At 70.1% G+C, this 21,248-nt stretch carries 17 protein-coding genes; 12 read left to right on the top strand and 5 right to left on the bottom strand.

Annotated elements, in window-relative coordinates; all coding sequences use genetic code 11:
- Nucleotides 1-20 precede the first annotated feature (20 nt).
- From ACFYRH_RS25020 to ACFYRH_RS25010, 3 genes are all read left to right on the top strand, one after another.
- A complete protein-coding gene (locus tag ACFYRH_RS25020; protein WP_387780669.1) occupies nucleotides 21-1,898 on the top strand; it encodes an ABC transporter ATP-binding protein in 1,878 nt (625 codons plus the stop codon).
- Between the two features lie 171 nt (nucleotides 1,899-2,069).
- Nucleotides 2,070-4,715: a DEAD/DEAH box helicase gene (locus ACFYRH_RS25015; protein ID WP_387779859.1), complete on the top strand. Its 2,646-nt coding sequence runs from the start codon at nucleotides 2,070-2,072 to the stop codon at nucleotides 4,713-4,715.
- Nucleotides 4,712-5,875, top strand: coding sequence for an SWIM zinc finger family protein (locus ACFYRH_RS25010; RefSeq protein ID WP_387779856.1), 1,164 nt, complete (start codon nucleotides 4,712-4,714; stop codon nucleotides 5,873-5,875). Before ACFYRH_RS25015 ends, ACFYRH_RS25010 begins: the two co-directional genes overlap by 4 nt.
- A gap of 38 nt (nucleotides 5,876-5,913) precedes the next feature.
- Here the strand turns inward: ACFYRH_RS25010 and ACFYRH_RS25005 are convergent, their stop codons facing one another.
- Nucleotides 5,914-6,639 carry a DUF4232 domain-containing protein gene (locus ACFYRH_RS25005; protein WP_387779853.1) on the bottom strand — a complete coding sequence of 242 codons (726 nt, stop codon included), beginning with the start codon at nucleotides 6,637-6,639 and terminating at the stop codon, nucleotides 5,914-5,916.
- A 197-nt stretch (nucleotides 6,640-6,836) separates the two neighbouring features.
- Here ACFYRH_RS25005 and ACFYRH_RS25000 point away from each other — a divergent pair, with 197 nt between their 5' ends.
- From ACFYRH_RS25000 to ACFYRH_RS24970, 7 genes are all read left to right on the top strand, one after another.
- Entirely contained in the window at nucleotides 6,837-7,349 is a 513-nt protein-coding gene (locus ACFYRH_RS25000; protein WP_387779850.1) for a GNAT family N-acetyltransferase, read from the top strand.
- A 100-nt stretch (nucleotides 7,350-7,449) separates the two neighbouring features.
- Nucleotides 7,450-9,126: an ABC transporter substrate-binding protein gene (locus tag ACFYRH_RS24995; RefSeq protein ID WP_387779847.1), complete on the top strand. Its 1,677-nt coding sequence runs from the start codon at nucleotides 7,450-7,452 to the stop codon at nucleotides 9,124-9,126.
- Nucleotides 9,123-10,076: an ABC transporter permease gene (locus ACFYRH_RS24990; RefSeq protein WP_387779845.1), complete on the top strand. Its 954-nt coding sequence runs from the start codon at nucleotides 9,123-9,125 to the stop codon at nucleotides 10,074-10,076. The genes ACFYRH_RS24995 and ACFYRH_RS24990 overlap by 4 nt, the downstream gene beginning before the upstream one ends.
- Nucleotides 10,076-10,963, top strand: a complete 888-nt coding sequence (locus ACFYRH_RS24985; protein ID WP_387779842.1) for an ABC transporter permease — start codon at nucleotides 10,076-10,078, stop codon at nucleotides 10,961-10,963. The genes ACFYRH_RS24990 and ACFYRH_RS24985 overlap by 1 nt, the downstream gene beginning before the upstream one ends.
- Nucleotides 10,960-11,937, top strand: a complete 978-nt coding sequence (locus ACFYRH_RS24980; RefSeq protein ID WP_387779839.1) for an ABC transporter ATP-binding protein — start codon at nucleotides 10,960-10,962, stop codon at nucleotides 11,935-11,937. The genes ACFYRH_RS24985 and ACFYRH_RS24980 overlap by 4 nt, the downstream gene beginning before the upstream one ends.
- On the top strand, nucleotides 11,937-12,914 hold the full coding sequence (locus ACFYRH_RS24975; protein WP_387779836.1) for an ABC transporter ATP-binding protein: 978 nt from the start codon (nucleotides 11,937-11,939) through the stop codon (nucleotides 12,912-12,914). Before ACFYRH_RS24980 ends, ACFYRH_RS24975 begins: the two co-directional genes overlap by 1 nt.
- Complete coding sequence (locus ACFYRH_RS24970) at nucleotides 12,911-14,668, top strand: gamma-glutamyltransferase family protein (RefSeq protein WP_387779833.1); 1,758 nt, start codon at nucleotides 12,911-12,913, stop codon at nucleotides 14,666-14,668. The genes ACFYRH_RS24975 and ACFYRH_RS24970 overlap by 4 nt, the downstream gene beginning before the upstream one ends.
- On the opposite strand, the gene ACFYRH_RS24965 is transcribed toward ACFYRH_RS24970, so the two are convergent.
- Complete coding sequence (locus ACFYRH_RS24965; protein WP_387779831.1) at nucleotides 14,650-15,342, bottom strand: GntR family transcriptional regulator; 693 nt, start codon at nucleotides 15,340-15,342, stop codon at nucleotides 14,650-14,652. The genes ACFYRH_RS24970 and ACFYRH_RS24965 overlap by 19 nt on opposite strands.
- A gap of 106 nt (nucleotides 15,343-15,448) precedes the next feature.
- Between ACFYRH_RS24965 and ACFYRH_RS24960 the strand changes: the two genes are divergently transcribed.
- Nucleotides 15,449-16,309: a GNAT family N-acetyltransferase gene (locus tag ACFYRH_RS24960; RefSeq protein WP_387779828.1), complete on the top strand. Its 861-nt coding sequence runs from the start codon at nucleotides 15,449-15,451 to the stop codon at nucleotides 16,307-16,309.
- Between the two features lie 8 nt (nucleotides 16,310-16,317).
- Here the strand turns inward: ACFYRH_RS24960 and ACFYRH_RS24955 are convergent, their stop codons facing one another.
- Nucleotides 16,318-18,084, bottom strand: a complete 1,767-nt coding sequence (locus ACFYRH_RS24955; protein WP_387779825.1) for a M1 family metallopeptidase — start codon at nucleotides 18,082-18,084, stop codon at nucleotides 16,318-16,320.
- 152 nt (nucleotides 18,085-18,236) lie between these two features.
- Here ACFYRH_RS24955 and ACFYRH_RS24950 point away from each other — a divergent pair, with 152 nt between their 5' ends.
- Nucleotides 18,237-19,793 carry an adenylate/guanylate cyclase domain-containing protein gene (locus ACFYRH_RS24950; RefSeq protein ID WP_387779822.1) on the top strand — a complete coding sequence of 519 codons (1,557 nt, stop codon included), beginning with the start codon at nucleotides 18,237-18,239 and terminating at the stop codon, nucleotides 19,791-19,793.
- Here ACFYRH_RS24950 and ACFYRH_RS24945 read toward each other — a convergent pair.
- Nucleotides 19,744-20,496, bottom strand: coding sequence for a MerR family transcriptional regulator (locus tag ACFYRH_RS24945; RefSeq protein WP_387779819.1), 753 nt, complete (start codon nucleotides 20,494-20,496; stop codon nucleotides 19,744-19,746). The genes ACFYRH_RS24950 and ACFYRH_RS24945 overlap by 50 nt on opposite strands.
- On the bottom strand, nucleotides 20,496-21,236 hold the full coding sequence (locus ACFYRH_RS24940) for an SDR family oxidoreductase (protein WP_387779816.1): 741 nt from the start codon (nucleotides 21,234-21,236) through the stop codon (nucleotides 20,496-20,498). Before ACFYRH_RS24940 ends, ACFYRH_RS24945 begins: the two co-directional genes overlap by 1 nt.
- Nucleotides 21,237-21,248: the final 12 nt, after the last annotated feature.

Raw genomic sequence — 21,248 nt, 5'->3', positions numbered from 1 at the left:
AGCGGAGCACTGCCGTGAGTATGGAAATGACCGCGTGGAACTCGCTCTATCACGCGATGCACGCCCAGGACGACAAACGCCCCTTCTCCCGGGCGACGCTCCGGCGGATCCTCGCCTTCGCGCGCCCACACCGGACCCAGCTGATCTGGTTCCTGTTCCTGAGCATCGGCGCGGCCGTGCTCGCGGTCGCGACACCGATCCTGGCCGGCAACGTCGTCAACGCCATCGTCGGCGGCAAGGCCTTCGAGGTCGTACTGCGGCTCTCCCTGCTGATCGCGGTGATCGCGATCGCCGAGGCCGGGCTGAGCATGCTCACGCGCTGGCTGTCGGCGCAGATCGGTGAGGGCCTGATCCTCGATCTGCGGACCGCGGTGTTCGACCACATCCAGCGGATGCCGATCGCCTTCTTCACCCGGACCCGGACCGGCGCGCTCGTCTCCCGGCTCAACAACGACGTGATCGGCGCGCAGCGAGCGTTCAGCGACACCTTGTCGGGCGTGGTCAGCAACCTGGTGATGCTCGTCCTCACGCTCGTGGTGATGCTGCGGGTCTCGTGGCAGATCACGCTGCTCGCGCTGATCCTGCTGCCGATCTTCGTCATCCCGGCGCGACGGATCGGCGCACGACTCGCCGGTCTGCAGCGGGAGGCGGCGAACTACAACGCGACGATGAGCACCCAGATGACCGAGCGGTTCTCCGCGCCGGGCGCGACGCTGGTGAAGCTGTTCGGGCGGCCGGCGCGGGAGTCGACGGAGTTCGCGGTGCGGGCGCGGCGGGTGCGCGACATCGGCGTACGGACCGCGATGGTGCAGTGGATCTTCGTCACCGCGCTGACGCTCGTATCGGCCTTGGCCCTGGCTGTCGTCTACGGGCTCGGCGGGTTCCTGGCGCTGCGGGATCAGCTCGACGCCGGCGCGGTCGTGTCGATGGCGCTGCTGCTGACCCGATTGTACTCACCCCTGACGGCCCTGGCGAGTGCGCGGCTCGAGGTGATGACGGCGCTGGTGAGCTTCGAGCGCGTCTTCGAGGTGCTCGACCTCGAGCCGCTGATCAAGGACAAGCCGGACGCGGGACGGGTGCCCGAGGGGCCGGTGGCAGTCGAGTTCGCCGACGTCAGCTTCGCGTACCCGTCGGCCGACAAGGTCTCGCTGGCGTCGCTCGAAGAGGTCGCGAAGCTGGACACCCGCGGCGGTGTCGAGGTGCTCCACGAGGTCTCGTTCCGGGCCGAGCCCGGCCAGATGGTCGCGCTCGTCGGCTCGTCCGGCGCCGGAAAATCGACGATCGCGCAACTCATCCCCCGGCTGTACGACGTGGACTCGGGCGCGGTGAAGCTCGCGGGGGTCGACGTCCGCGACGTGTCGGCGGAGTCGTTGCGGGAGACCCTCGGGATGGTCACCCAGGACGGGCACCTGTTCCACGACTCGATCCGGGAGAACCTGCTGCTCGCGCGTCCCGAGGCCTCGGAGGACGACCTCTGGGACGCCCTCGAGCGGGCGCGGCTCGGTGAGCTGATCCGATCGCTGCCGGATGAACTGGACACCGTGGTCGGCGAGCGCGGGTACCGCTTGTCGGGTGGCGAGCGGCAGCGGTTGACGATCGCCCGGTTGCTGCTCGCGCAGCCCCGAGTGGTGATCCTCGACGAGGCGACCGCGGCACTCGACTCCACCAACGAAGCGGCGGTCCAGGCGGCGCTCACCGAAGCCTTGGCGGGCCGGACCGCAGTCGTCATCGCGCACCGGTTGTCGACGATCCGGGCCGCCGATCAGATCCTGGTCATCGAGGCCGGGCGGATCGTGGAGCGCGGCCGGCACGCGGAGCTGCTCGCGGCGAGCGGGCGGTACGAGGAGCTCTACCGGACGCAGTTCGAACAACCCGGGACCGAGACCGTTCCGGTCTGATGCCGGTCTGACGTTTCATTCATCGAGTAGGAGGTTGCCGGGTTGGTGGGCACGGGGCACGAGCTGGCTGGATACGCGGTGGTCTTCCAGCCGGCCGATCCACCACGAACAGGCCAGATCGCCTTCTGGGATCCCTCGGGTGACCCGCTCCCCCTGGGTGTGGGAGAGCAGGTGGACCTGCACCTGGTCGTCGACGGTCGGCTCCAGCAGGTGCCGGCGATCCAGTTGCCGGTCGCTGATGCCGTGCCCGTCCTCGGGCGGATGCGGCGTGCGCCAGGGTCGCATCCGTCGGCAGCCTTCTGGGGCGGGGCGTCGCTCGTCGCTCTTCAGCTGGTTGCCCGGGGCAAGCTCCTCCCCGGCGTCTCCCCCACCGGCCACGACGCCTGGCGCGTCGGCCCACTGGACCCGGCCGACATCACGCGTGTCCTCACCCTCGCCGAGTCGATGCCCGCCTCGGCCCGCGCGCTTCCGCTTCCAGGAGACGAGGTACGACTTCCCGTAGCCGAGGATGTCGTGCGGGAGTTCCTGGATGCGGTGGCCGACGGGATGCCCCGATCGCCGGCCGCCGCGAAGGCACACCGGACGAACCTGTTCACCGCGACCGCGCCGCAACGCGCCGACCGGCTCCGGACCTGGGCGGACGAGGTCTCTGCCGGTCTCGACACCGGAGTGCGGATCTCGCTGCGGATCGACATGACCGAGGCGCTGGCGTTCAGCGCCGCCGTCCAGCTGCACAGCCTCAAGGACCCGACGCTCGTGCGCGACGCCGACGACGTCTGGGCCGAGGACGTTCCCGGTTTCGGACCGCGTGCCCGGATCGACGCCACCCTGGCGATCCGGCGTGCGGCGCGGGTCTGGGCGCCACTCGGTCGCCTGCTCGACTCCGCCGTACCGGATCGGATGGACTTGGCGGACGAAGAGGTCGCGGACCTGCTCGCCGGGTCGGCGCAGCGGTTGACGGCGGCCGGCGTGGACCTGCATTGGCCGCGCAGCCTCGGCCGCGCGCTCAAGGCCCGTGCGGCGATCACCTCGGCGGACGGGCCACCTAGTGACCTGCCCGGATTCTTCGCCGGCACGAAGACGCTCGACTTCAGCTGGCAGGTTGCCCTCGGCGACGATCCGCTGACCGAGGCCGAGCTCGACCAGCTCGCCGAAGCCACCCGTCCGGTTGTCCGCCTTCGCGACCAGTGGATGCTCATCGACCCCGAGCTGGCCCGCAAGGCCCGCGAACGCATCCTCAAACCTGTCACGGCCATCGACGCCCTGGGCGCCGCGCTCACCGGCACCGCCGACGTCGACGGCCGGCAGATCACCGTCACGCCGACGAAGTGGCTCGACGATCTCCGCGCCCGGATCGCCGACCCCGACCGCGCCGACGAACCGATCGAAGCACCGGCGGGCCTCAAGGCGACCCTGCGCGACTACCAGCTCCGTGGACTCCGCTGGCTGTCCCGGATGACGTCGCTCGGCCTCGGCGGCTGCCTCGCGGACGACATGGGCCTCGGCAAGACGATCACCCTGATCTCCCTCCACCTGCACCGCCAAGAGTCCACAGACACCGCCGGCCCGACGCTCGTGGTCTGTCCGGCCTCACTCCTCGGCAACTGGGAGCGCGAGGTCCAACGGTTCGCGCCCGGCACTCCGGTACGGCGCTTCCACGGCACGTCCCGCTCGCTCGACGAGGCACACGACGGGTTCGTGCTGACGACGTACGGCACGCTGCGGCGCGACGCGGTACGGCTGGCCGATCATCGGTGGGGCCTCGTCGTGGCCGACGAGGCGCAACACGTGAAGAACCCGACGTCCGGTACGGCGAAGGCGCTGCGGACCGTCCCGGCACCGGCGCGGGTCGCCCTGACCGGTACTCCGGTGGAGAACAACCTCTCCGAGTTGTGGGCGATTCTCGACTGGACGACGCCTGGCCTGCTCGGGCGGCTCGGCAGCTTCCGGAACCAGTGGGCGACGCCGATCGAGGCGGACAAGGACGAAGAGGTCGCGGCCCGGCTGGCAAAGCTCGTGCGCCCGTTCCTGCTCCGCCGCCGCAAGTCGGATCCCGGCATCGCGCCGGAGCTGCCGCCGAAGACCGAGACCGACCAACCCGTGTCGCTGACGCGGGAGCAGGTCGCGTTGTACGAGGCAACGGTTCGCGAGCTGATGGACGAGGTGCGCGCGAGCGATCGGATGGCGCGCCGCGGGCTGATCGTGAAGCTCCTGACCGGGCTCAAACAGATCTGCAACCATCCGGCGCAGTACCTGAAGGAGCCCGGCGACGCCCGCCTCGCCGGCCGCTCCGGCAAACTCGAGCTCCTCGACGAACTCCTCGAGACCATCGTCGCCGAGGACGGAGCGGTGCTCGTCTTCACGCAGTACGTCGCGATGGCGCGCCTGCTCGAGCGGCACCTGGCCGACCGCGGCATCCCGACCCAACTGCTGCACGGCGGCACACCGGTGCCGCGGCGCGAGGAGATGGTGGATCGCTTCCAGGCTGGTGAGGTGCGAGTGTTCCTGCTGTCGTTGAAGGCGGCGGGCACCGGGCTGAACCTGACCCGCGCCGACCATGTCGTGCACTTCGACCGCTGGTGGAACCCTGCCGTCGAGGACCAGGCGACCGACCGGGCGTACCGGATCGGCCAGACCCGGCCCGTCCAGGTGCACCGATTGATTGCCGAGGGCACCATCGAGGACCGGATCGCCGGCATGCTCGCGACGAAGCGAGAGCTGGCCGAGGCCGTGCTGTCCGGTGGTGAGGCGGCGCTGACCGAGCTTTCCGACACCGAGCTCGCCGACCTCGTCCAGCTGCGGGCAGGTGCGCGATGAGCGACGTCCAAGGCTTTCCCGCGTTCGCGGCACAACGACGCAGCACCCGAGGGCGGTCCTGGTGGGCTCGCGCGTGGGTTCAGGCGTTGGAGGACACCTCGCTGGACAACGGGCAGCTCCGCAAGGGCCGCCAGTACGCGAACTCGGGCCAGGTCGGCACCATCACGATCAGCCCGGGCCGGATCGCGGCCACCGTCTACTCCCCCGAGGACACCTACGAGTCCGTCGTGCAGGTCGACGTGCTCAGCGACGACGACTGGCGCCGGTTCCAGGAGCAGGTCGCCGCGCGTGCCGGTCATATCGCCGCGTTGCTCGACGGCGAGATGCCGCACAACCTGGTCGAGGCCGCATCCGACGCCGGCGTCACACTGCTGCCGGGCATCGGCGATCTCGACCCGAGCTGTACGTGCGACGCCTGGGAACTCCCCTGCCAGCATGCGGCCGCCCTCTGCTACCAGGTCGCCTGGCTCCTCGACGCCGACCCGTTCGTCCTGCTGTTGGTCCGCGGCCGCACCCGTGAGACCCTCCTCGACGATCTGCAGGCCGCGTCCACCCATCCTGTCGAGGAAGCCGGCGTCTCGGTCGCCGACGTTCTGTCCGAGACTCCCGCTGAGCTGCCCGAACCGCCAGAGCTCCCGGCGAAGGTCGCTCCGGACGATCTCGCGGTCTCGGGGATCGAACCACCCGACGGCTTCGGTCCGCAGGTTCTGCAGTTGCTGGTGCTCGACGCCGCCCGCCGAGCGCGCTCGATCCTGAACGCGCTCCTGCACGGCACCGCCGAGCCGCAGCCGCTCGACGAATGGCAGGACTCGGTCCGCCTCGCGACCGACTTCCCCGAACTGGTCGCCGCACTGACCGAGTCCACCGGCCGGAACCTTGCCCCCGGCATCGAAGCCTGGCGGTACGGCGGCGCGCCCGGTCTCGACGTACTGGAACACACCTGGACGCCCGAGGCGGCCGAGCTGAACCGCGCGCGGACCGAGCTGCTCGCCGCGGACGACGACCTGACCATCAGTACGTCAGCCAACCAACTGACGCTCGGCTCCGACACTCAGCTCAGGCTCGACCGCCACGGCCGCTGGCACCCGTACCGGATCGTCGACGGCACCTGGTCGCCGGCGGGCCCGCCGTCCAAGGACCCGCTCGTCATCGACTGGTAGTGGCCTGAGCTGGAGGCTCGTCGAACTCAGGCCACACATCAGAAGTCGGTGATGGGACGCATCGCCATGCCCTCGGTGCCGGCCCAGGAGCTGACGCGCTGGCCGTCGTCGGCCTCGAACGAGGTGACGGGCATCTTCACCCGCACGGGCTTCGGCGCCGGGGCCTCACCGCCGGGGCTGCCGAGGCCGACCGCGATGAACTTCACGGTGTAGGTGTCCTGCTTGCCGCCGAAGGTGCGCACCCCGGCGTACGCCTTCTCCCCAGGAGCGAGGGTGACCACCTCGCCGGAGTCGGCCCCCGCCTTGACCGGCGCCGGACCCTGGGCGTTCCCGAGCGTGACCTCCGGGTAGTTCGCGACCTCGCACTTCGTGGCGCTGGTGTTGGTGGCCACGAGCATCAGGTGCTGGACCGCTTCGCCCGGTGCGTCGTAGTCGGTGACGGTGAACCTCAGATCCGCCATGCCGCACAGTTCGACGCTCGAGTCGGCGGGCTTCTTCGACTCGGTCGCCTTCGTCACGGTCGTCGGCTTGCTGGGGCGCGCCGAGGCAGTCGTGCTCGTCGTGCTCGCCGATGGTGTTGCGATCGATGACGGCGCCGTGCTCGCCGAGGTCGTGGTGCTCTGCAGCTCGGACGGCTTACGCCCCTCCGACGCATCGGCCGCTCCGCACGCGGCAGTCGTCAGCAGCGCGGCGACCGCGCCCGCCCCCACGGCGTATCGTCTCCACTTGCCGAGACCGTTGCTGTTCCCCGAGCCAACGTTCACTGGAATCCCCTCGTCCAGCCGCCCTCGGCGGCGAATTGTGATGACCGTTGCGCTGGGATAGACGCGTCACCCTGCGTTAAAGTTGGTCACGAATTCGGAGGAGGTGAGTTGATGACCGCGCGATCGCGCGCTGCGGCATGTCCGGCAGCGCCCTGTGTCCTGCAGTTCATCCACTCGTCTTCCGGAAGGAAACTCCGTTGTCCCAGTTCTCCTGGAACACTCGTGTCGAGACTCAGTCCGACATCGAAACGCTGCGTGCACTGACCCGCGACGCCTTCGGCCGCCAGTTCGAAGTCGACTTCCTCGATGCGCATCGTGCGTCGTCCGTCGCATGGATCCCCGGTCTCTCGCTGGTCGCGACGGTCGATGATCGGCCGGTCGCCTATGCGCTCCTCACCCGCTGTCACGTCGACGACGTACCGGTGCTGTCCCTCGGACCGGTCGCCGTGCTCCCGAAGTACCAACGGCAAGGGGCCGGTACGGCGGCCGTCGAGGCCGCGTTGGCGACAGCGCGTACTCGTGGTGAGCGCGCGGTCGTGGTGCTCGGTCACGATACGTATTACCCGCGGTTCGGATTCCGGCAGGCTACTGAGTTCGGTATCCACCATCCGGAGTACGACGGCCCCAACCTGATGGCCGTCGCGCTCGGCGACCACGACGTACCGGCCGGGGACCTGCGGTACCCGGTGACTCTGACCCCCGGGTCGTAACAGGTGTCGTAAAAGGTTCAGTCAAACTCGCCGAATCACTTGCGCACCTGGGTTGTATACATGAAACAGTCGACTGCATCCGCCTACTCAGGAGCACGCGATGACTCGTCGACCTGCACTGAACCGCCTCACCACCAGGAGTCTGGTCGGGACCGGCGCGGCCGTTGTCGCGCTGGCCCTGACCGGCACCGCCTGCTCACCCGTCGAGCCCGCCGGCGGCGACAGCCCGTCCACCGGTGGTCAGTCCACCGGCGAGCAGGACGTCTTCGGGGAGCCCGCCGACGCGGCGCAGGTCAAGCAGGGCGGGACGCTGACGGTCGCGCTCTCCGCCGACCCCGACAAGCTCGACCCGACGCTGTCCCGCAGCCTGTACTCGCGCTACGTCTTCCACACCATGTGCGAGAAGCTGTACGACCTCGGCTCCGACGCCAAGGTGGTTCCGCAGCTCGCCACCGCGCTGCCGACCGTCTCCGGCGACGGGCTCAGCCTGACCATCCCGCTGAAGGAGGGCGTGAAGTTCGCCGACGGCACCGCCTTCGACTCCACCGCGGTCAAGGTCTCCCTGAACCGGCACCTGACGCTGGCCGGTTCCGCGCGCAAGAGCGAACTCGGCCCGATCACCTCGATCGACACACCGGATCCGAAGACCGTCGTCATCAAGCTGTCCAAGCCGTTCGCACCGCTGACCGCCGCGCTCGCCGACCGCGCCGGGATGGTGCTCAGCCCGGCCGCGGTCACCAAGCTCGGCGCGAACTTCTCCACCGCGCCGGTCTGCGTCGGCCCGTTCAAGTTCGCCAGCCGGGTCGCGCAGAACTCGATCAAGGTGGTCAAGGACCCGCAGTACTACGACGCCGCGAAGGTGCACCTGGACGGGATCGAGTACCGGATCATCACCGACTCGAGCATCCGGTCTGCCAACCTGAAGTCCGGCGACGCGCAGGTCGCGGACTCCCTCTCGACACAGGACGCGCCGCAACTACAGAAGGACGACAGCGTCAGCGTGCTGCAGTCCCAGTCGCTCGGGTACCAGGGTCTGACGATCAACGTCGCCAACGCGAACGGGATCGGAAACCCGCTGAAGCCGCTCGACACCCCGATCGCGAAGGACCCGCGGGTCCGGCAGGCACTCGCGCTGTCGATCGACCGCGAGGCGCTGGTCAAGTCGATCTTCAACGGCCTGAACACCGTGGCCTGCTCGCCGGTCTCGCCGAAGAGCGAGTTCACGTCCGACGCAGCGCAGACCTGTCCGCCCCACGACCCCGCGAAGGCCAAGCAGTTGCTCGCGGACGCCGGCGTACAGACGCCGTACAAGGTCGAGATGATCACGTCGAACAACCCGGACAGTCTGCGGCTCGCGCAGGCCCTGCAGGGCATGGTGAAGGAGGGCGGCTTCGACCTGGTCATCAAGCCGGTCGAGTACGCCGCTCTGCTGGACCAGCAGGATCGCGGTGACTTCGAACTCCTGCAGCTCGGCTGGTCGGGCCGGGTCGACCCGGACGCCAACATCTACAGCTTCGTCGCGACGACCGGTAGCCAGAACGTCGCCGGGTACAGCAACCCCGAGGTCGACAAACTGCTCACCGACGCCCGCCAGGCGACCAACCAGGCCGACCGCGTCAAGCTCTACGGCGATGTCGTCACCAAGCTCCAGGCCGACGACCCGATCATCTACATGTACCGCCAGCGCAACCTCACCGGCGTCTCCAAGAAGCTGCTCGGCATCCAGGTCTACCCCGACGGCGTCATCCGCACAGCCTTCGCAGGATTCGCCAAGTGAGGCGGTACCTCCTCAACCGGTTGTGGCAGTCGGCGGTGACGCTGGTGCTCGCGACGATCGTGGTGTTCGTCGGAGTGCGGGCGTTGCCGGGCGATCCCGCACTGGCGCTGGCCGGTGAGGACCGGGATCCGGAGTCACTGCGCGCGATCCGTCAGCAGTACGGACTGGATCAGTCCTGGCTGGTGCAGTTCTGGCAGTTCGTCAGCCACGCGGCGCGCGGGGATCTCGGCGAGTCGATCAGGACCGGCGACTCCGTGCGTTCGATGATCGTGAGCGCGCTGCCGGTGACGATCGAACTCTCGGCGCTGGCGATCGTGATCGCGAGTGTGATCGGGGTCGGCGCCGGCGTGGTGGCCGCCGTACGGCGTGGGCGTCCGGCCGAGTGGGCGGCGAACGCGCTCGCGCTGCTCGGTCTGTCGGTGCCGCACTTCTGGCTCGGGCTGATGGCGATCCTCTACCTGTCCGTTGCCCTCGGCCTCTTTCCCGCCTCCGGCTTCGTACCGTTCTTCAGCAACCCGGTGGCGAACCTGCATCATCTGATCCTGCCGGCCCTGATCCTCGGGACCGGACTGGCCGCGGTGATCATGCGCCAGACCCGTTCCTCGATGCTCGACGCGCTCTCCGCCGACTACATCCGGACCGCGGAGGCGAAGGGGCTGCCACCGAAGGCCGTGATCGGAAAGCATGCCCTGCGCAACAGTCTGATCGTGGTCGTGACGATCGTCGGCCTGCAGCTCGGCGCACTCATCTCCGGCGCCGTGGTGACCGAGCGGATCTTCGCGCTGCCCGGCTTCGGCAAGCTCACCGTCGACGCCGTGTTCCAGCGCGACTACCCGGTGATCCAGGCTGTCGTGCTGGTCACCGCGACGGCCTACATCGTGATCAATCTGCTCGTCGACCTGTTGTACTCCGTGATCGATCCGCGGATCCGCGTGCGAGGTGAGGCGTGATGGCGGTAGCCGAAGCCGTGACGGGGACACCAGGGGCGCCACTGCGCAGTACCCGGAGCCGAGTGGTACGCCGGGTCCTCCACAACCCGCTGGCTCTCACCGGGCTCGCCGTCCTCGCGATCGCGATCGTGCTCGCCGTGTTCGCGAACTGGCTGGCGCCGCACGAGCCCACGCAGAACCATCTCAGCAACGCGTTCTCGCCGCCGGGGACGGCCGGGTACCTACTCGGCACCGACGACCTCGGCCGGGACGTGCTGTCCCGGATCATGTTCGGGCTCCGTGCGTCCCTGCACGTCGGCATCCTCGCCGTCGCGTTCTCGCTCGTCATCGGCGTACCGCTCGGCCTGGTCGCCGGGTACTTCCGGACGATCGACGCGCTGATCTCGCGGTTCACCGACCTCGTGCTGGCGTTCCCGTTCCTGATCCTCGCGGTCGGGCTGGCCGCGATCCGCGGCGCGAGTCTCGGGAACGCCGCGATCGCGATCGGCATCGCCCAGATCCCGGGCATGATCCGGATCGTCCGCTCCGAGACGCTCCGGCTGAAGTCGCTGGACTTCGTCGCCGCCGCGATCGTCGAGGGTGCGAGCGACGCCTGGGTGCTCGGCCGGCACATCCTGCCGAACGCCGGGTCCGCGATCATCGTCCAGGCCACCGTCGGCATCCCGGCGGCGATCCTCGGCGAGGCGGTGCTGTCGTTCCTCGGCCTCGGCATCCAGCCGCCGGCCCCGAGCCTCGGCACGATGCTCGCCGACGCGCAGCAGTTCGCGTCCCGGGCACCGTGGGCCGCGGTGATGCCGGGTGTCGCGATCATGCTGCTCACGCTGGCGTTCAACGTCGTCGGCGACAGTCTCCGCGACGCCCTCGATCCGAAGGCGAGCCGCCGATGAAGCCCGTACTGCAGGTGCAGGACCTGACCGTCACGTTCCGGACCGAGGACGGCCCGTTGTCGGCCGTGGACCGGGTGAGCCTCGAGGTCGGCGACGGCGAAGTACTCGCGGTCGTCGGCGAGTCCGGATGCGGCAAGAGCGTGACCGCGATGAGCATCGCGGGCCTGCTCCCCCGGACCGCGACCGTCGGCGGCTCCGTTCGGCTGGACGGCACCGAACTGATCGGCGCCGACAAGCGCACCCTCCGGTCGATCCGCGGTCGCGAGGTGGCGTACATCTTCCAGGAGCCGATGACCTCGCTCAACCCGGTCTTCACGGTCGGCCACCAGATCAGCGAAGTACTGCGGACGCACATCGGCCTCGCCCGCCAGGCGGCGCACGCCCGCGCGATCGAACTGCTGAAGCTCGTCGGCATCCCGTCCGCGGAACGCCGGGTCAGCGACTACCCGCATCAACTGTCCGGCGGGATGCGGCAGCGGGTGATGATCGCGATGGCGGTCGCCTGCGATCCGAAGGTGCTGATCGCCGACGAGCCGACGACGGCCCTCGACGTCACGATCCAGGCCGGCATCCTCGACGTACTGCGGGGTCTGCGGGAACGTCTCGGGACGAGCATCGTCCTGATCACCCACGACCTCGGTGTCGTCGCCGACCTCGCCGACCGGGTCGCGGTGATGTACGCCGGACGCGTCGTCGAGACCGCCGAGGTCCACGACCTGTTCGCGCGCCCGCAACACCCCTACACCGTGGGCCTGCTCGGCGCCTCCCCCGCCGCCGGACGGCACGCGGAATCGCAGCGCCTCAACGAGATTCCCGGCCTCGTCCCGGTGCTCACCGAACAGCCCGACGCCTGCACGTTCGCCGACCGCTGCACCCGGTCCGTCGACACCTGTACGTCGTCCCAGCCGCGACTGACCGACGGCCCGCACCGCGTCGCGTGCTGGAACCCGGTCCGCGAACCAGTGGAGGTCTGATGGACGCACTCGCTGTCGAAGACCTGGTCATGCACTTCGGACCGGTGCGCGCCGTCGACGGTGTGACGCTGCGGATCCGGCCCGGCTCCGTCGTCGCACTGGTCGGCGAGAGCGGCTCCGGCAAGTCCACGGTCGGCCGCTGCATCGTCCGACTGCTCGAGCCGACAGGTGGAACCGTCCAGTTGGCCGGCGCCGACATCACCCATCTGACCCGCAGACAGCTCCGCCCGCATCGCCGTGACGTCTCGATCGTCTTCCAGGATCCCGCGGGCTCGCTCGACCCACGGCTGTCGGTCGGAGACATCGTCGGCGAGCCGCTTCGGCTGATGCGCCGTAAGGACATCGCGGCGAAGGTCGCCGACGCGCTCCGCCGGGTCGGCCTGCGTCCCGAGGTCGCGCAGCGTGCACCGCACGAGCTGTCCGGTGGTCAGCGTCAGCGGGTCAGCATCGCTCGCGCATTGATCTCCGAGCCGCGGCTACTCGTGGCCGACGAGCCGACGAGCGCGCTGGACGTGTCGGTGCAGGCCGCCGTACTCAATCTGCTGGCGGACCTGCAGCGTGACCTCGGGTTCGCGTGCTTGTTCATCACGCACGACCTGTCCGCGGTCGAGTACCTCGCCGACGAGGTCGCGGTGATGTACCTCGGTCAGCTCGTCGAGCAAGGTCCGCGCCGGCGGATCTTCGGCACGCCGGCCCACCCGTACACCCAGGCGCTGCTGTCCGCGGCGCCCGTTCCCGATCCCGCCGAGCAGCGCGCCCGTCGTCCCGTGCTGCTCGGTGACGATCTGCCGTCCGCGATCGACCCACCCCCCGGCTGCCGGTTCCACACCAGGTGCCCGGTCGCGGTGGACAAATGCCGGACAGTCGTCCCGGAACAACGCACGATCGGCGAAGGTGGACACCAAGTGGCTTGTCACCTCGTGAACGACGACGGCACCGGCCCCGACGTCCGCCCAACTGAAGGAGTGTCTCGATGACCTTCACCACCCGGCCCACGCTGCGCGGTACGTTCGGGATGGTTTCGTCCACGCACTGGCTCGCGTCGCAGTCGGCGATGCGGATTCTCGAGCTCGGCGGTAACGCGTTCGACGCGGGCGCCGCGGCCGGATTCGTGCTGCACGTGGTCGAGCCGCACCTCAACGGGCCCGGTGGTGAGGTCCCGGCGATCATCGCGACCGCCGACGACCCGTCGCCGCGGGTGCTCTGTGGTCAGGGTGTCGCTCCGGCCGGGGCGACGATCGAGCACTACCGGTCGCTCGGTCTGACGCTCGTCCCTGGCTCGGGTCCGCTCGCGGCGACTGTCCCCGGCGCGGTCGACGCGTGGCTGCTCCTGCTCCGCGACCACGGCACGCTGCCGCTGAGCGTCGTACTCGAGCCGGCCATCGAGTACGCGCGCAACGGGCATCCGCTGGTGCCGCGGGTCGCGGACACGATCAGCACCGTCCAGGACCTGTTCGAGAAGCACTGGCAGACCTCGGCCGCGTTGTGGTTGCAGGGCGGCCGGCCGGTGACCGGCCGGTTCAGCAACCCGGCGTACGCCGCCACGCTGGAGAAGATCGTCGCGGAGGGCGAGGCGGCCGGCGCCGACCGGCAGGCGCAGATCGAGCGCGCGCGGGCGACCTGGCGCCAGGGTTTCGTCGCCGAGGCGATCGACAAGTTCTCCAGGATCCCGCACCGCGACTCCAGCGGCGACGACCATGCCGGCCTGATCACCGGCGACGACGTGGCCGCGTTCGAGGCGAGCTGGGAAGACCCGGCGACGTACGAGTGGAACGGCTACACCGTCGCGAAGACCGGCCCGTGGGGCCAAGGACCCGGTCTGCTCCAGTCCCTCGCGGTTCTCGCGGCGCTCGGTGACGTCGATCTGGACAGCGCCGACGGCGTGCACGCCACGGTCGAGGCGATGAAGCTGTCGTACGCCGACCGCGAGGCCTGGTACGGCGACGGCGCCGACGTACCGCTCGACACACTCCTCTCCCCTGCGTACGCCGCCGAGCGCGCGAAGCTGATCGGACTGGACGCCTCGCTCGAGCTCCGCCCGGGCAGCCCGGACGGCCGCGAACCGGTACTCCCGTCGGTTGCGACGAGCAACGAGCCGGGCGATGCCACGACCGGTGAGCCGACCGTCTCGTCCGCCGGTGTGACCCGCGGCGACACCTGTCACGTCGACGTCGTCGATCGGTGGGGCAACATGATCTCCGCGACGCCGAGCGGCGGCTGGCTGCAGTCGTCGCCGACGATTCCCGAGCTCGGCTTCTGTCTCGGCAGCCGCGCGCAGATGTTCTGGCTCGAGGAGGGCCTGCCGGCCTCGCTCGCCCCCGGCAAGCGGCCGCGCACCACGCTGACGCCGACGCTCGTACTCCGCGACGGCGAACCGGTGATGGCGTGCGGCTCACCCGGTGGCGACCAGCAGGACCAGTGGCAACTGCTGTTCCTGCTGCGGCACCTCGGCGCCGGGATGGATCTGCAGGAGGCGATCGACGCGCCGGCCTGGCACACTACGGGCTTCCCGTCGTCGTTCTACCCGCGCGCAACCGAGCCCGGTGGCCTTGTCATGGAGACCCGCGTCGGCAAGGACGTGCGGGACGAGCTCGTCCGGCGCGGGCACGTCGTCACGGAGTCCGACGCGTGGAGCCTCGGCCGGCTGTGCGCCGTACGCAAGGAGGCCGACGGGGTGCTCGCGGCCGCGGCGAACCCGCGCGGCATGCAGGGCTACGCGGTCGGTCGCTGACCGAGTGCCGCCCGCGCGGCGGCCTCGACGTGCAGGCGGGCGGCGGTACTCGCTGCCTCGGCGTCGCCCGCCTCGATCGCGTCGACCAGCCGGACGTGTTCCTCGGACGAGTGCGGTGCCCGCTGGGCCGCCCCGACCCGGAACACCCAGTGCACGTGGTGGTACATCGCGGCCGAGATCGAGTGCAGCCAGCGATTCCCGCTGACCTCGATCACGGCTCGGTGGAACGCGCTGTTCAGCTCCGCGACCCGGTCGAAGTCCTGCGCCGCGGTCGCTTCGTTGGCCTGGTCAATCAACTGCCGGAGCGTCGCGATCCCCTTGGCCGTCGCGCGCTCCGCGGCCAGCCCGGCCGCGAGCGTCTCGAGCTGCTGCCGTACGCCGAACAGGTCTCGCACCGCCAGCTCGTCGAGAGTCGCCACCACCGCACCGCGGCGCGGCAGGATCTGCACGAAGCCCTCGGCCTCGACCACCCGGAGCGCTTCCCGGACCGGATTCCGTGACACCCCGAAGTCGTCCGCGAGCCGGGTTTCGGTCAACCGCTCCCCCTGGCCGTACTCGCCGTCGACGATCCGCCGCCGCAGTTCCGCGAGGACCTGCTCGCGCAGTGCGACATGATCGGCACCGATCGTACGTACTGCCATCCCGCCGCGAGCCGCACCGTCCAGCTGGTCCACCCCTGGCTCCTCTCCCCGTTCGCCGCACCCCGTTGTGACCTGCGCGCCACGGTAACCGATCGGGGACCCGGCGGCACCTGATCCAGGACCGCGTTATCTTGACCACTTGAGCATCCGACTGATTCCCCTGACAGATCCCGACTACCGCCCGCTCAGCCGCCGGCTCGCCTGGCTGGCCACGGAGGCCGACGGTACGCCGGTGGGCTCCGCGTTCCTCAGGCTCAACAGCCGGCGCCACCAGGCGCACCTGGCCGAGCTCGAGCTCACCGTGCACCCGGCCGAGCGCCGCCGCGGCATCGGCTCGCGACTGCTCGACGCGGTCGTCACCAGCGGCCGCGAGCACGAGGTCCGGACACTGCTCGCCGACGCCGACGTCGACTCCGTCGGCGACCGCTTCCTCGAACACCACGGCTTCGCGATCGGGCTGACGCTGATCTACACGCGTCTCGACCTGACCGATCCGATTCCCGACGTGCCGGAGGTCCCCGGGTATCGGCTCGTCTCCTGGGAGGGCGTCGTACCCGACGAGCTGGTGCAGACGTTCACCGACGCGCGGACAGCGATGGACGACGCGCCGTCGGGCACGATCCGGACCGGTGTGGACGTGTGGGACGTCGAGCGGACCCGGTACGCCGCTCAGGTCATCGAGCAGCGCGGTGAGCATCTGTCGGTCGTCGCGGCGATCGACCCCTCGGAGCGGATCGCCGGCTTCACCGAGGTCGTCGTACCAGGTGACGGGAAGGGCGACGGGCAGCACTACGGCACCGCCGTCCTCCCCAAGCACCGCGGCCGCGGTCTGGCGCTGTGGATGAAAGCCGCGCAGATCCGGGAGACCCGGCGGCGCTTCCCCGACCTCGACGGCCTGCTCACCGACACCGTCGACACCAACACGCCGATGCGCCGTACGAACGACCGCCTCGGCTACCGCCCCCAGTCCGAGGTGCGCCGCCGCAAACTCGACCTCTAGTGTCCCGGCTACTGGCCCAGGATCTTCTGCACTGCCGCGGTCGTGATGGGGTGGTAGCCCGGGCGGGCCTTGGCGAAGACCTCGGCGGCGAAGGCGCGGTCGGTGCCGGCCAGGGCCTGGTAGACCGGCAGGATCAGCTTCATCCGCCCGACCTTGGTGAGGAACTCGGCCATCTCGGCGTACGCCGCCTCGTAGCTGCTGGCGGCAACGATCTGGTACCAGCGCCTGGCGATCTCACCGTTCGCGGTCCCGGTCAGGCCGAACGCGCGGTCCAGCTGCTGCAGCAGCACCGGGCTCAGTACGTCGGGAGCCGCGTCCAGGAACCGCAGCCACTCCTGCGTGGTCCACCGCTCCGCGCCGTGCGGCAGCTCGCCCGTGGTCAGCCAGTTGGCGCGGGCCTCGTCCACGACCTGGAACCGCATCGACGCCGCGCGTTCGGCGAACGCCGGGATCCCCGGCTCGTACAGCCAGGCCGCCAGCTCGTCGTCGGTCACCACGCCCGGATGCGGCGCGATCAGCTGCTCGCGGAGGTGCTCGACGAAGTTGTCGGTGTTGATGCTCTGGAACGCGAACCGGTCGAAGTACCCGCGCAGGAACGGGTCGAAGATCTCCCGCGTGAACCGCTGCTCCAGCCAGGACAGGAACCACGACCCCTTGAGCGGCCCGGTCGAGGTCGTCCCGTGGTACTCCGAGCGGTGGTGCAGGCCCGGCAGTTCGACCGCGAGCTCGGCCGGCGTCAGCGGATCCAGCTTCACCACGGTCGCGTGCTGCTTGATCGCGGTCTCCATCAGCGCGAACTCGGACCCGTAGACCGCCTCGACGATCCGGTTCTCCACGTACGACGTGAAGCCCTCGTTCAGCCAGATGTCGTCCCAGCTGTCCTGGGTGACCAGGTTGCCGGACCAGCTGTGCGCGAGTTCGTGCGCGATCACGCTGACCAGCGACTTGTCGCCGATCACCACCGTCGGGGTCGCGAACGTCATCCGCGGGTTCTCCATCCCGCCGTACGGGAAGGAGGGCGGGAGGACGAGCAGGTCGTAGCGGCCCCAGCGGTACGGACCGAAGAGCTCCTCGGTGACTCGCATCATCTCCTCGGTGTCGGCGAACTCGGTCGCCGCCTTCCGCACCGTGGCAGGCTCGGCCCACACACCGGAACGCTCACCGAGCGGCTCGAACACGAGGTCGCCCGCGGCGATGGCCAGCAGGTACGACGGGATCGGCTCGGGCATCACCACGTCGTACGAGCCGGTCCGGCGCGACGTCGTACCGTTGTCGGCGCTCATCAGCACCATCAGCTCCGGCGGCGCGGTGACGTGCGCGGCGTAGCTGAACCGGACACTCGGGGTGTCCTGCAGCGGCACCCAGCTGCGCGCGTGGATCGCCTGCGACTGGCTGAACATGAACGGCATCACGCCACCGGCCGTCATCGCCGGCTCGAGCCACTGCAGCCCGCTCGCGGTCGGCGCGGTCCGGTAGCTGACCTTCACCCGCGGATGGCCGGCCGTCCGGATCGTGAGCGCGGACCCGAGCTCCTTGTCCGGGATACCCACGCCGTACTCGAGCGGTTCCCAGCCGTCGGCCGTCTGTCCCTCGACGCCGAGCACCGTGAGGTCGCGGGTATCGAGGACGAGGCGGTCGCCCTGGCCGGTCCACGCGAGCGTGTGCGTGGCACTGCCGGCCAGCACGTTCTCGGTGAAATCGAGCGCGAGGTCCAGCTCGAGGTGGGTGGTCCGAACCAGCTGTGGCTCGGCGTAGGAGTGGCGATCGTGCGTCAAGGGAGCTCCAGGGTGAGGCGTCCGGGGAACAGTACCCACGTCCTGGCCGGTTCGGACGACCAATCTGGGTCATCCGCACCACCGTGCCAAAACCCCGGTTCGGTCCTGACACCGGTTGCGCGCCCGGGGGTGCCTACCAGCAGACTGTCACCATGACGAGCCACGGCAGTCCGGAGCTGGTACTGAGACGGCGGCCGTTCGGATCGTGGCTGCTCGGTCCCGTCGACCAGAGTCCCCGGCGGCTCCGGGCCCGGCTGCAGGTCCTGATGACCACCTTCTCGATCGGCACCAACCTGATCGGCGCCGTGGTCGTCTTCGTGCTCGCGGTCTTCGTCCTGCCCGGCCCGTCGCTGGTCGACCGGCTGCAGCTCGTCGACGCGATCATCATCCCGCTGTACTTCGTGTTCGCGATGGCGATCGGCTGCGTCTGGAGCATCCGCCTGACCCGCCGCGTGACCCGGTGGATCGACCTGGACCGACCGGCCACCCGCCGGGAGCAGATCGCCACGCTGCAACTGCCGCTCCGGCTCACGCTGATCGAGGTGGTGCTCTGGCTGGTCGCCGCGGTCTTCTTCACCGTCATGACCGTGGTTCTGCAGCCCGAGAACGCGCTGCGCGTCGCGCTGACCGTGATCGACGGCACGATCATCACCTGTGCGGTCTCCTACCTGCTGACCGAGTTCGCGCTCCGGCCGGTCGCGGCCCGGGCCCTCGTCGACTCACCGCCGCCGCGACGGCTGCTCGCGGCCGGGCTGAAGGCACGGACGATCTTCTTCTGGGCCGTCGGGTCCGCCGTCCCGGTGGCCGGCCTGATGCTGGCCGCCGTCCTGTCGCTGATCGAGCGCGACGTCACCGCCACGCGGCTGTCGATCGTGATCCTTGCGCTCGGCATCGTGGCGCTCGGCAACGGTGCCCTCCTGACCTGGCTCTCGGCGAAGTCGGTCGTGGCTCCGGTCCGGTCGGTGCGGGACGCGCTGACGCTGATCGGCGAGGGGCGGCTGGACGTGAGCATCCCGGTCTTCGACGGTACCGAGCTCGGGTCGCTCCAGGCGGGCTTCAACCGGATGACCGAAGGGCTGCGGGAACGGGAACGGATCCGCGACGTCTTCGGGCGGTACGTCGGGCCGGGCGTGGTCCAGGAGGCGCTGACGCGCGAGCGGCTCGGCGGCGAGGAGCGGTTCGCGGCGGTGCTGTTCATCGACCTGGTCGGATCGACCGAGCTGGCGACGCAGCGGCCGCCGACCGAGGTCGTCCAACTGCTGAACCGGTTCTTCGCGATCGTTGTCGACGAGGTGGACCGGCAGGGCGGGTTCGTGAACAAGTTCGCGGGCGACGCGGCACTGGCCGTCTTCGGGGCGCCGGCCGAACTGCCCGATCCGGCGGGCAGCGCGCTGAGTGCCGGCCGGGAGCTGGCGCGGCGGCTGTCCGAGGAGTTGCCGGAAGCAACCGCGGGGATCGGCGTCACGGCCGGGATCGTGGTCGCCGGCACGGTCGGCGACGTACGGCGGCACGAATACACCGTGATCGGGGATCCGGTGAACGAGGCGGCGCGGCTGAGCGAGCTCGCCAAGACGTCACCCGGGCGGCTGATCGCGTCGATGGCGGCCGTCGACGAGTGCGAGCCGGCCGAGGCGGATCAGTGGCGGACGAGCGAGTTGGTCACTGTGCGAGGCCGGTCGGTGCCGACGCGGCTTGCTGTTCCCCAGTGACCAGTTGAGCGACCAGTTGAGTGATCAGCTGGTGGAGCAGCGCAGCGCCGTACAACATCGCCTTGGTCTGGCGGTCGTGGGCGGCGCGGCGCTCGGCGATCGCGGCCCGCAGCGCTTCGGTGCTACCGGTCCTACGCAACCCGTCGAGCACCGGCCTGATCTGCTCGAAGTAGTAGTGGCCTTTGCGGAGCATGTGGATGATCCGGGCGTCGCGGATCTCCTCGGGCCCGTAGCGGCGGTACTTCGTCCCCGGCTCACGCGAGGGTGCGAGCAGACCCGCGGCCTCCCAGACGCGCAGTGCCGACGGCCGGATGCCGAGACGATGAGCGAGCTCGCCGACCAGGAGTGACGGGCCGGTGTGCTCGTCGACCTGTTCCGCGGCGAGCGCGGCCAGGGCGTCGCTGGCGGCGTCGGTCGCGAGGCGCTGCTCGTGGAGTGCCGCGTGGGCTGCGTCCACCAGCCGGTACGCGAGCGCTTCGTCGCCGTGGTGGACGGCTCGCATGATCTCGGTCGCGGTCTCGGCGCCGAAGCCTGGCGCGAGTGCGCGGTACGTCAGCAGTGCCGACAGGTGCTCCGGACCGTACTGCCGGTACCCGGTGTCCGACCGCGGCGCCGGCGGCAGAATCCCGGCCGCCTCGTAGTTGCGGACGAGCTGGGTCGACACCCCGGCCCGGCGCGCCAGATCTACTGGCCGCAAGCCCACTAGCGCCCTCCGGAGACGTCGACGCTCGTCCCGGTCATGTACGAGGAACGGTCCGACGCGAGGAAGGCGATCACCTCCGCGACCTCCTCGACCCGTCCCGGCCGGGCCAGCGGCGGCGTCGTACCGAGGCGGTCCAGGCGGCCCGGCTCGTGGATGTCGGTCTCGATCAGGCCCGGGCGGACGCCGAGGACGCGGACACCTTCCTTCGCGACCTCGTTCGCCAGGCCGGTGGTGAGCGCGTCGACCGCGGCCTTGCTCGCCGCGTAGTCGACGTACTCGCCGGCCGATCCGAGCACCGCGGCACGGGAGGAGACGTTGACCAGGACGCCCCCGCTGCCGCCGTACGCCGTCGACATCCGGCGGACCGCGGCGCCGGCGACCAGGAAGGCGCTGATCGTGTTGATCCGGAACACCCGGTCGAGGCGCGCGGCGTCGTACTCCGCCACGCGACCGGCCGGCGAGACGACGCCGGCATTGTTGATCACGGCACCGATCGGGCCGAGCTCGGCGGTCACGGTGTCGAAGAGGCGCTCGATCTGGTCCGCCTCGACGACGTCGGCCTGGACGGCGACCGCCCGCCGGCCGAGCTCCTCGCACGCCTTGACGACCCGAGCCGCCTCGTCGGCCTGCGTCCGGTAGTTGACGCCGACGTCCCACCCGTCCTTCGCCAGCGCCACCGACGCGGCCGCTCCGATCCCACGACTGCCACCGGTCACCAGCACAACCCCACGTCCAGTCATGCGCCCTACTGT

The sequence above is a fragment of the Kribbella sp. NPDC004875 genome (genome assembly GCF_042873375.1).
In the GTDB taxonomy this organism is placed as follows: Bacteria; Actinomycetota; Actinomycetes; order Propionibacteriales; family Kribbellaceae; genus Kribbella.
This window is presented reverse-complemented; position numbering and strand designations above follow the sequence as displayed.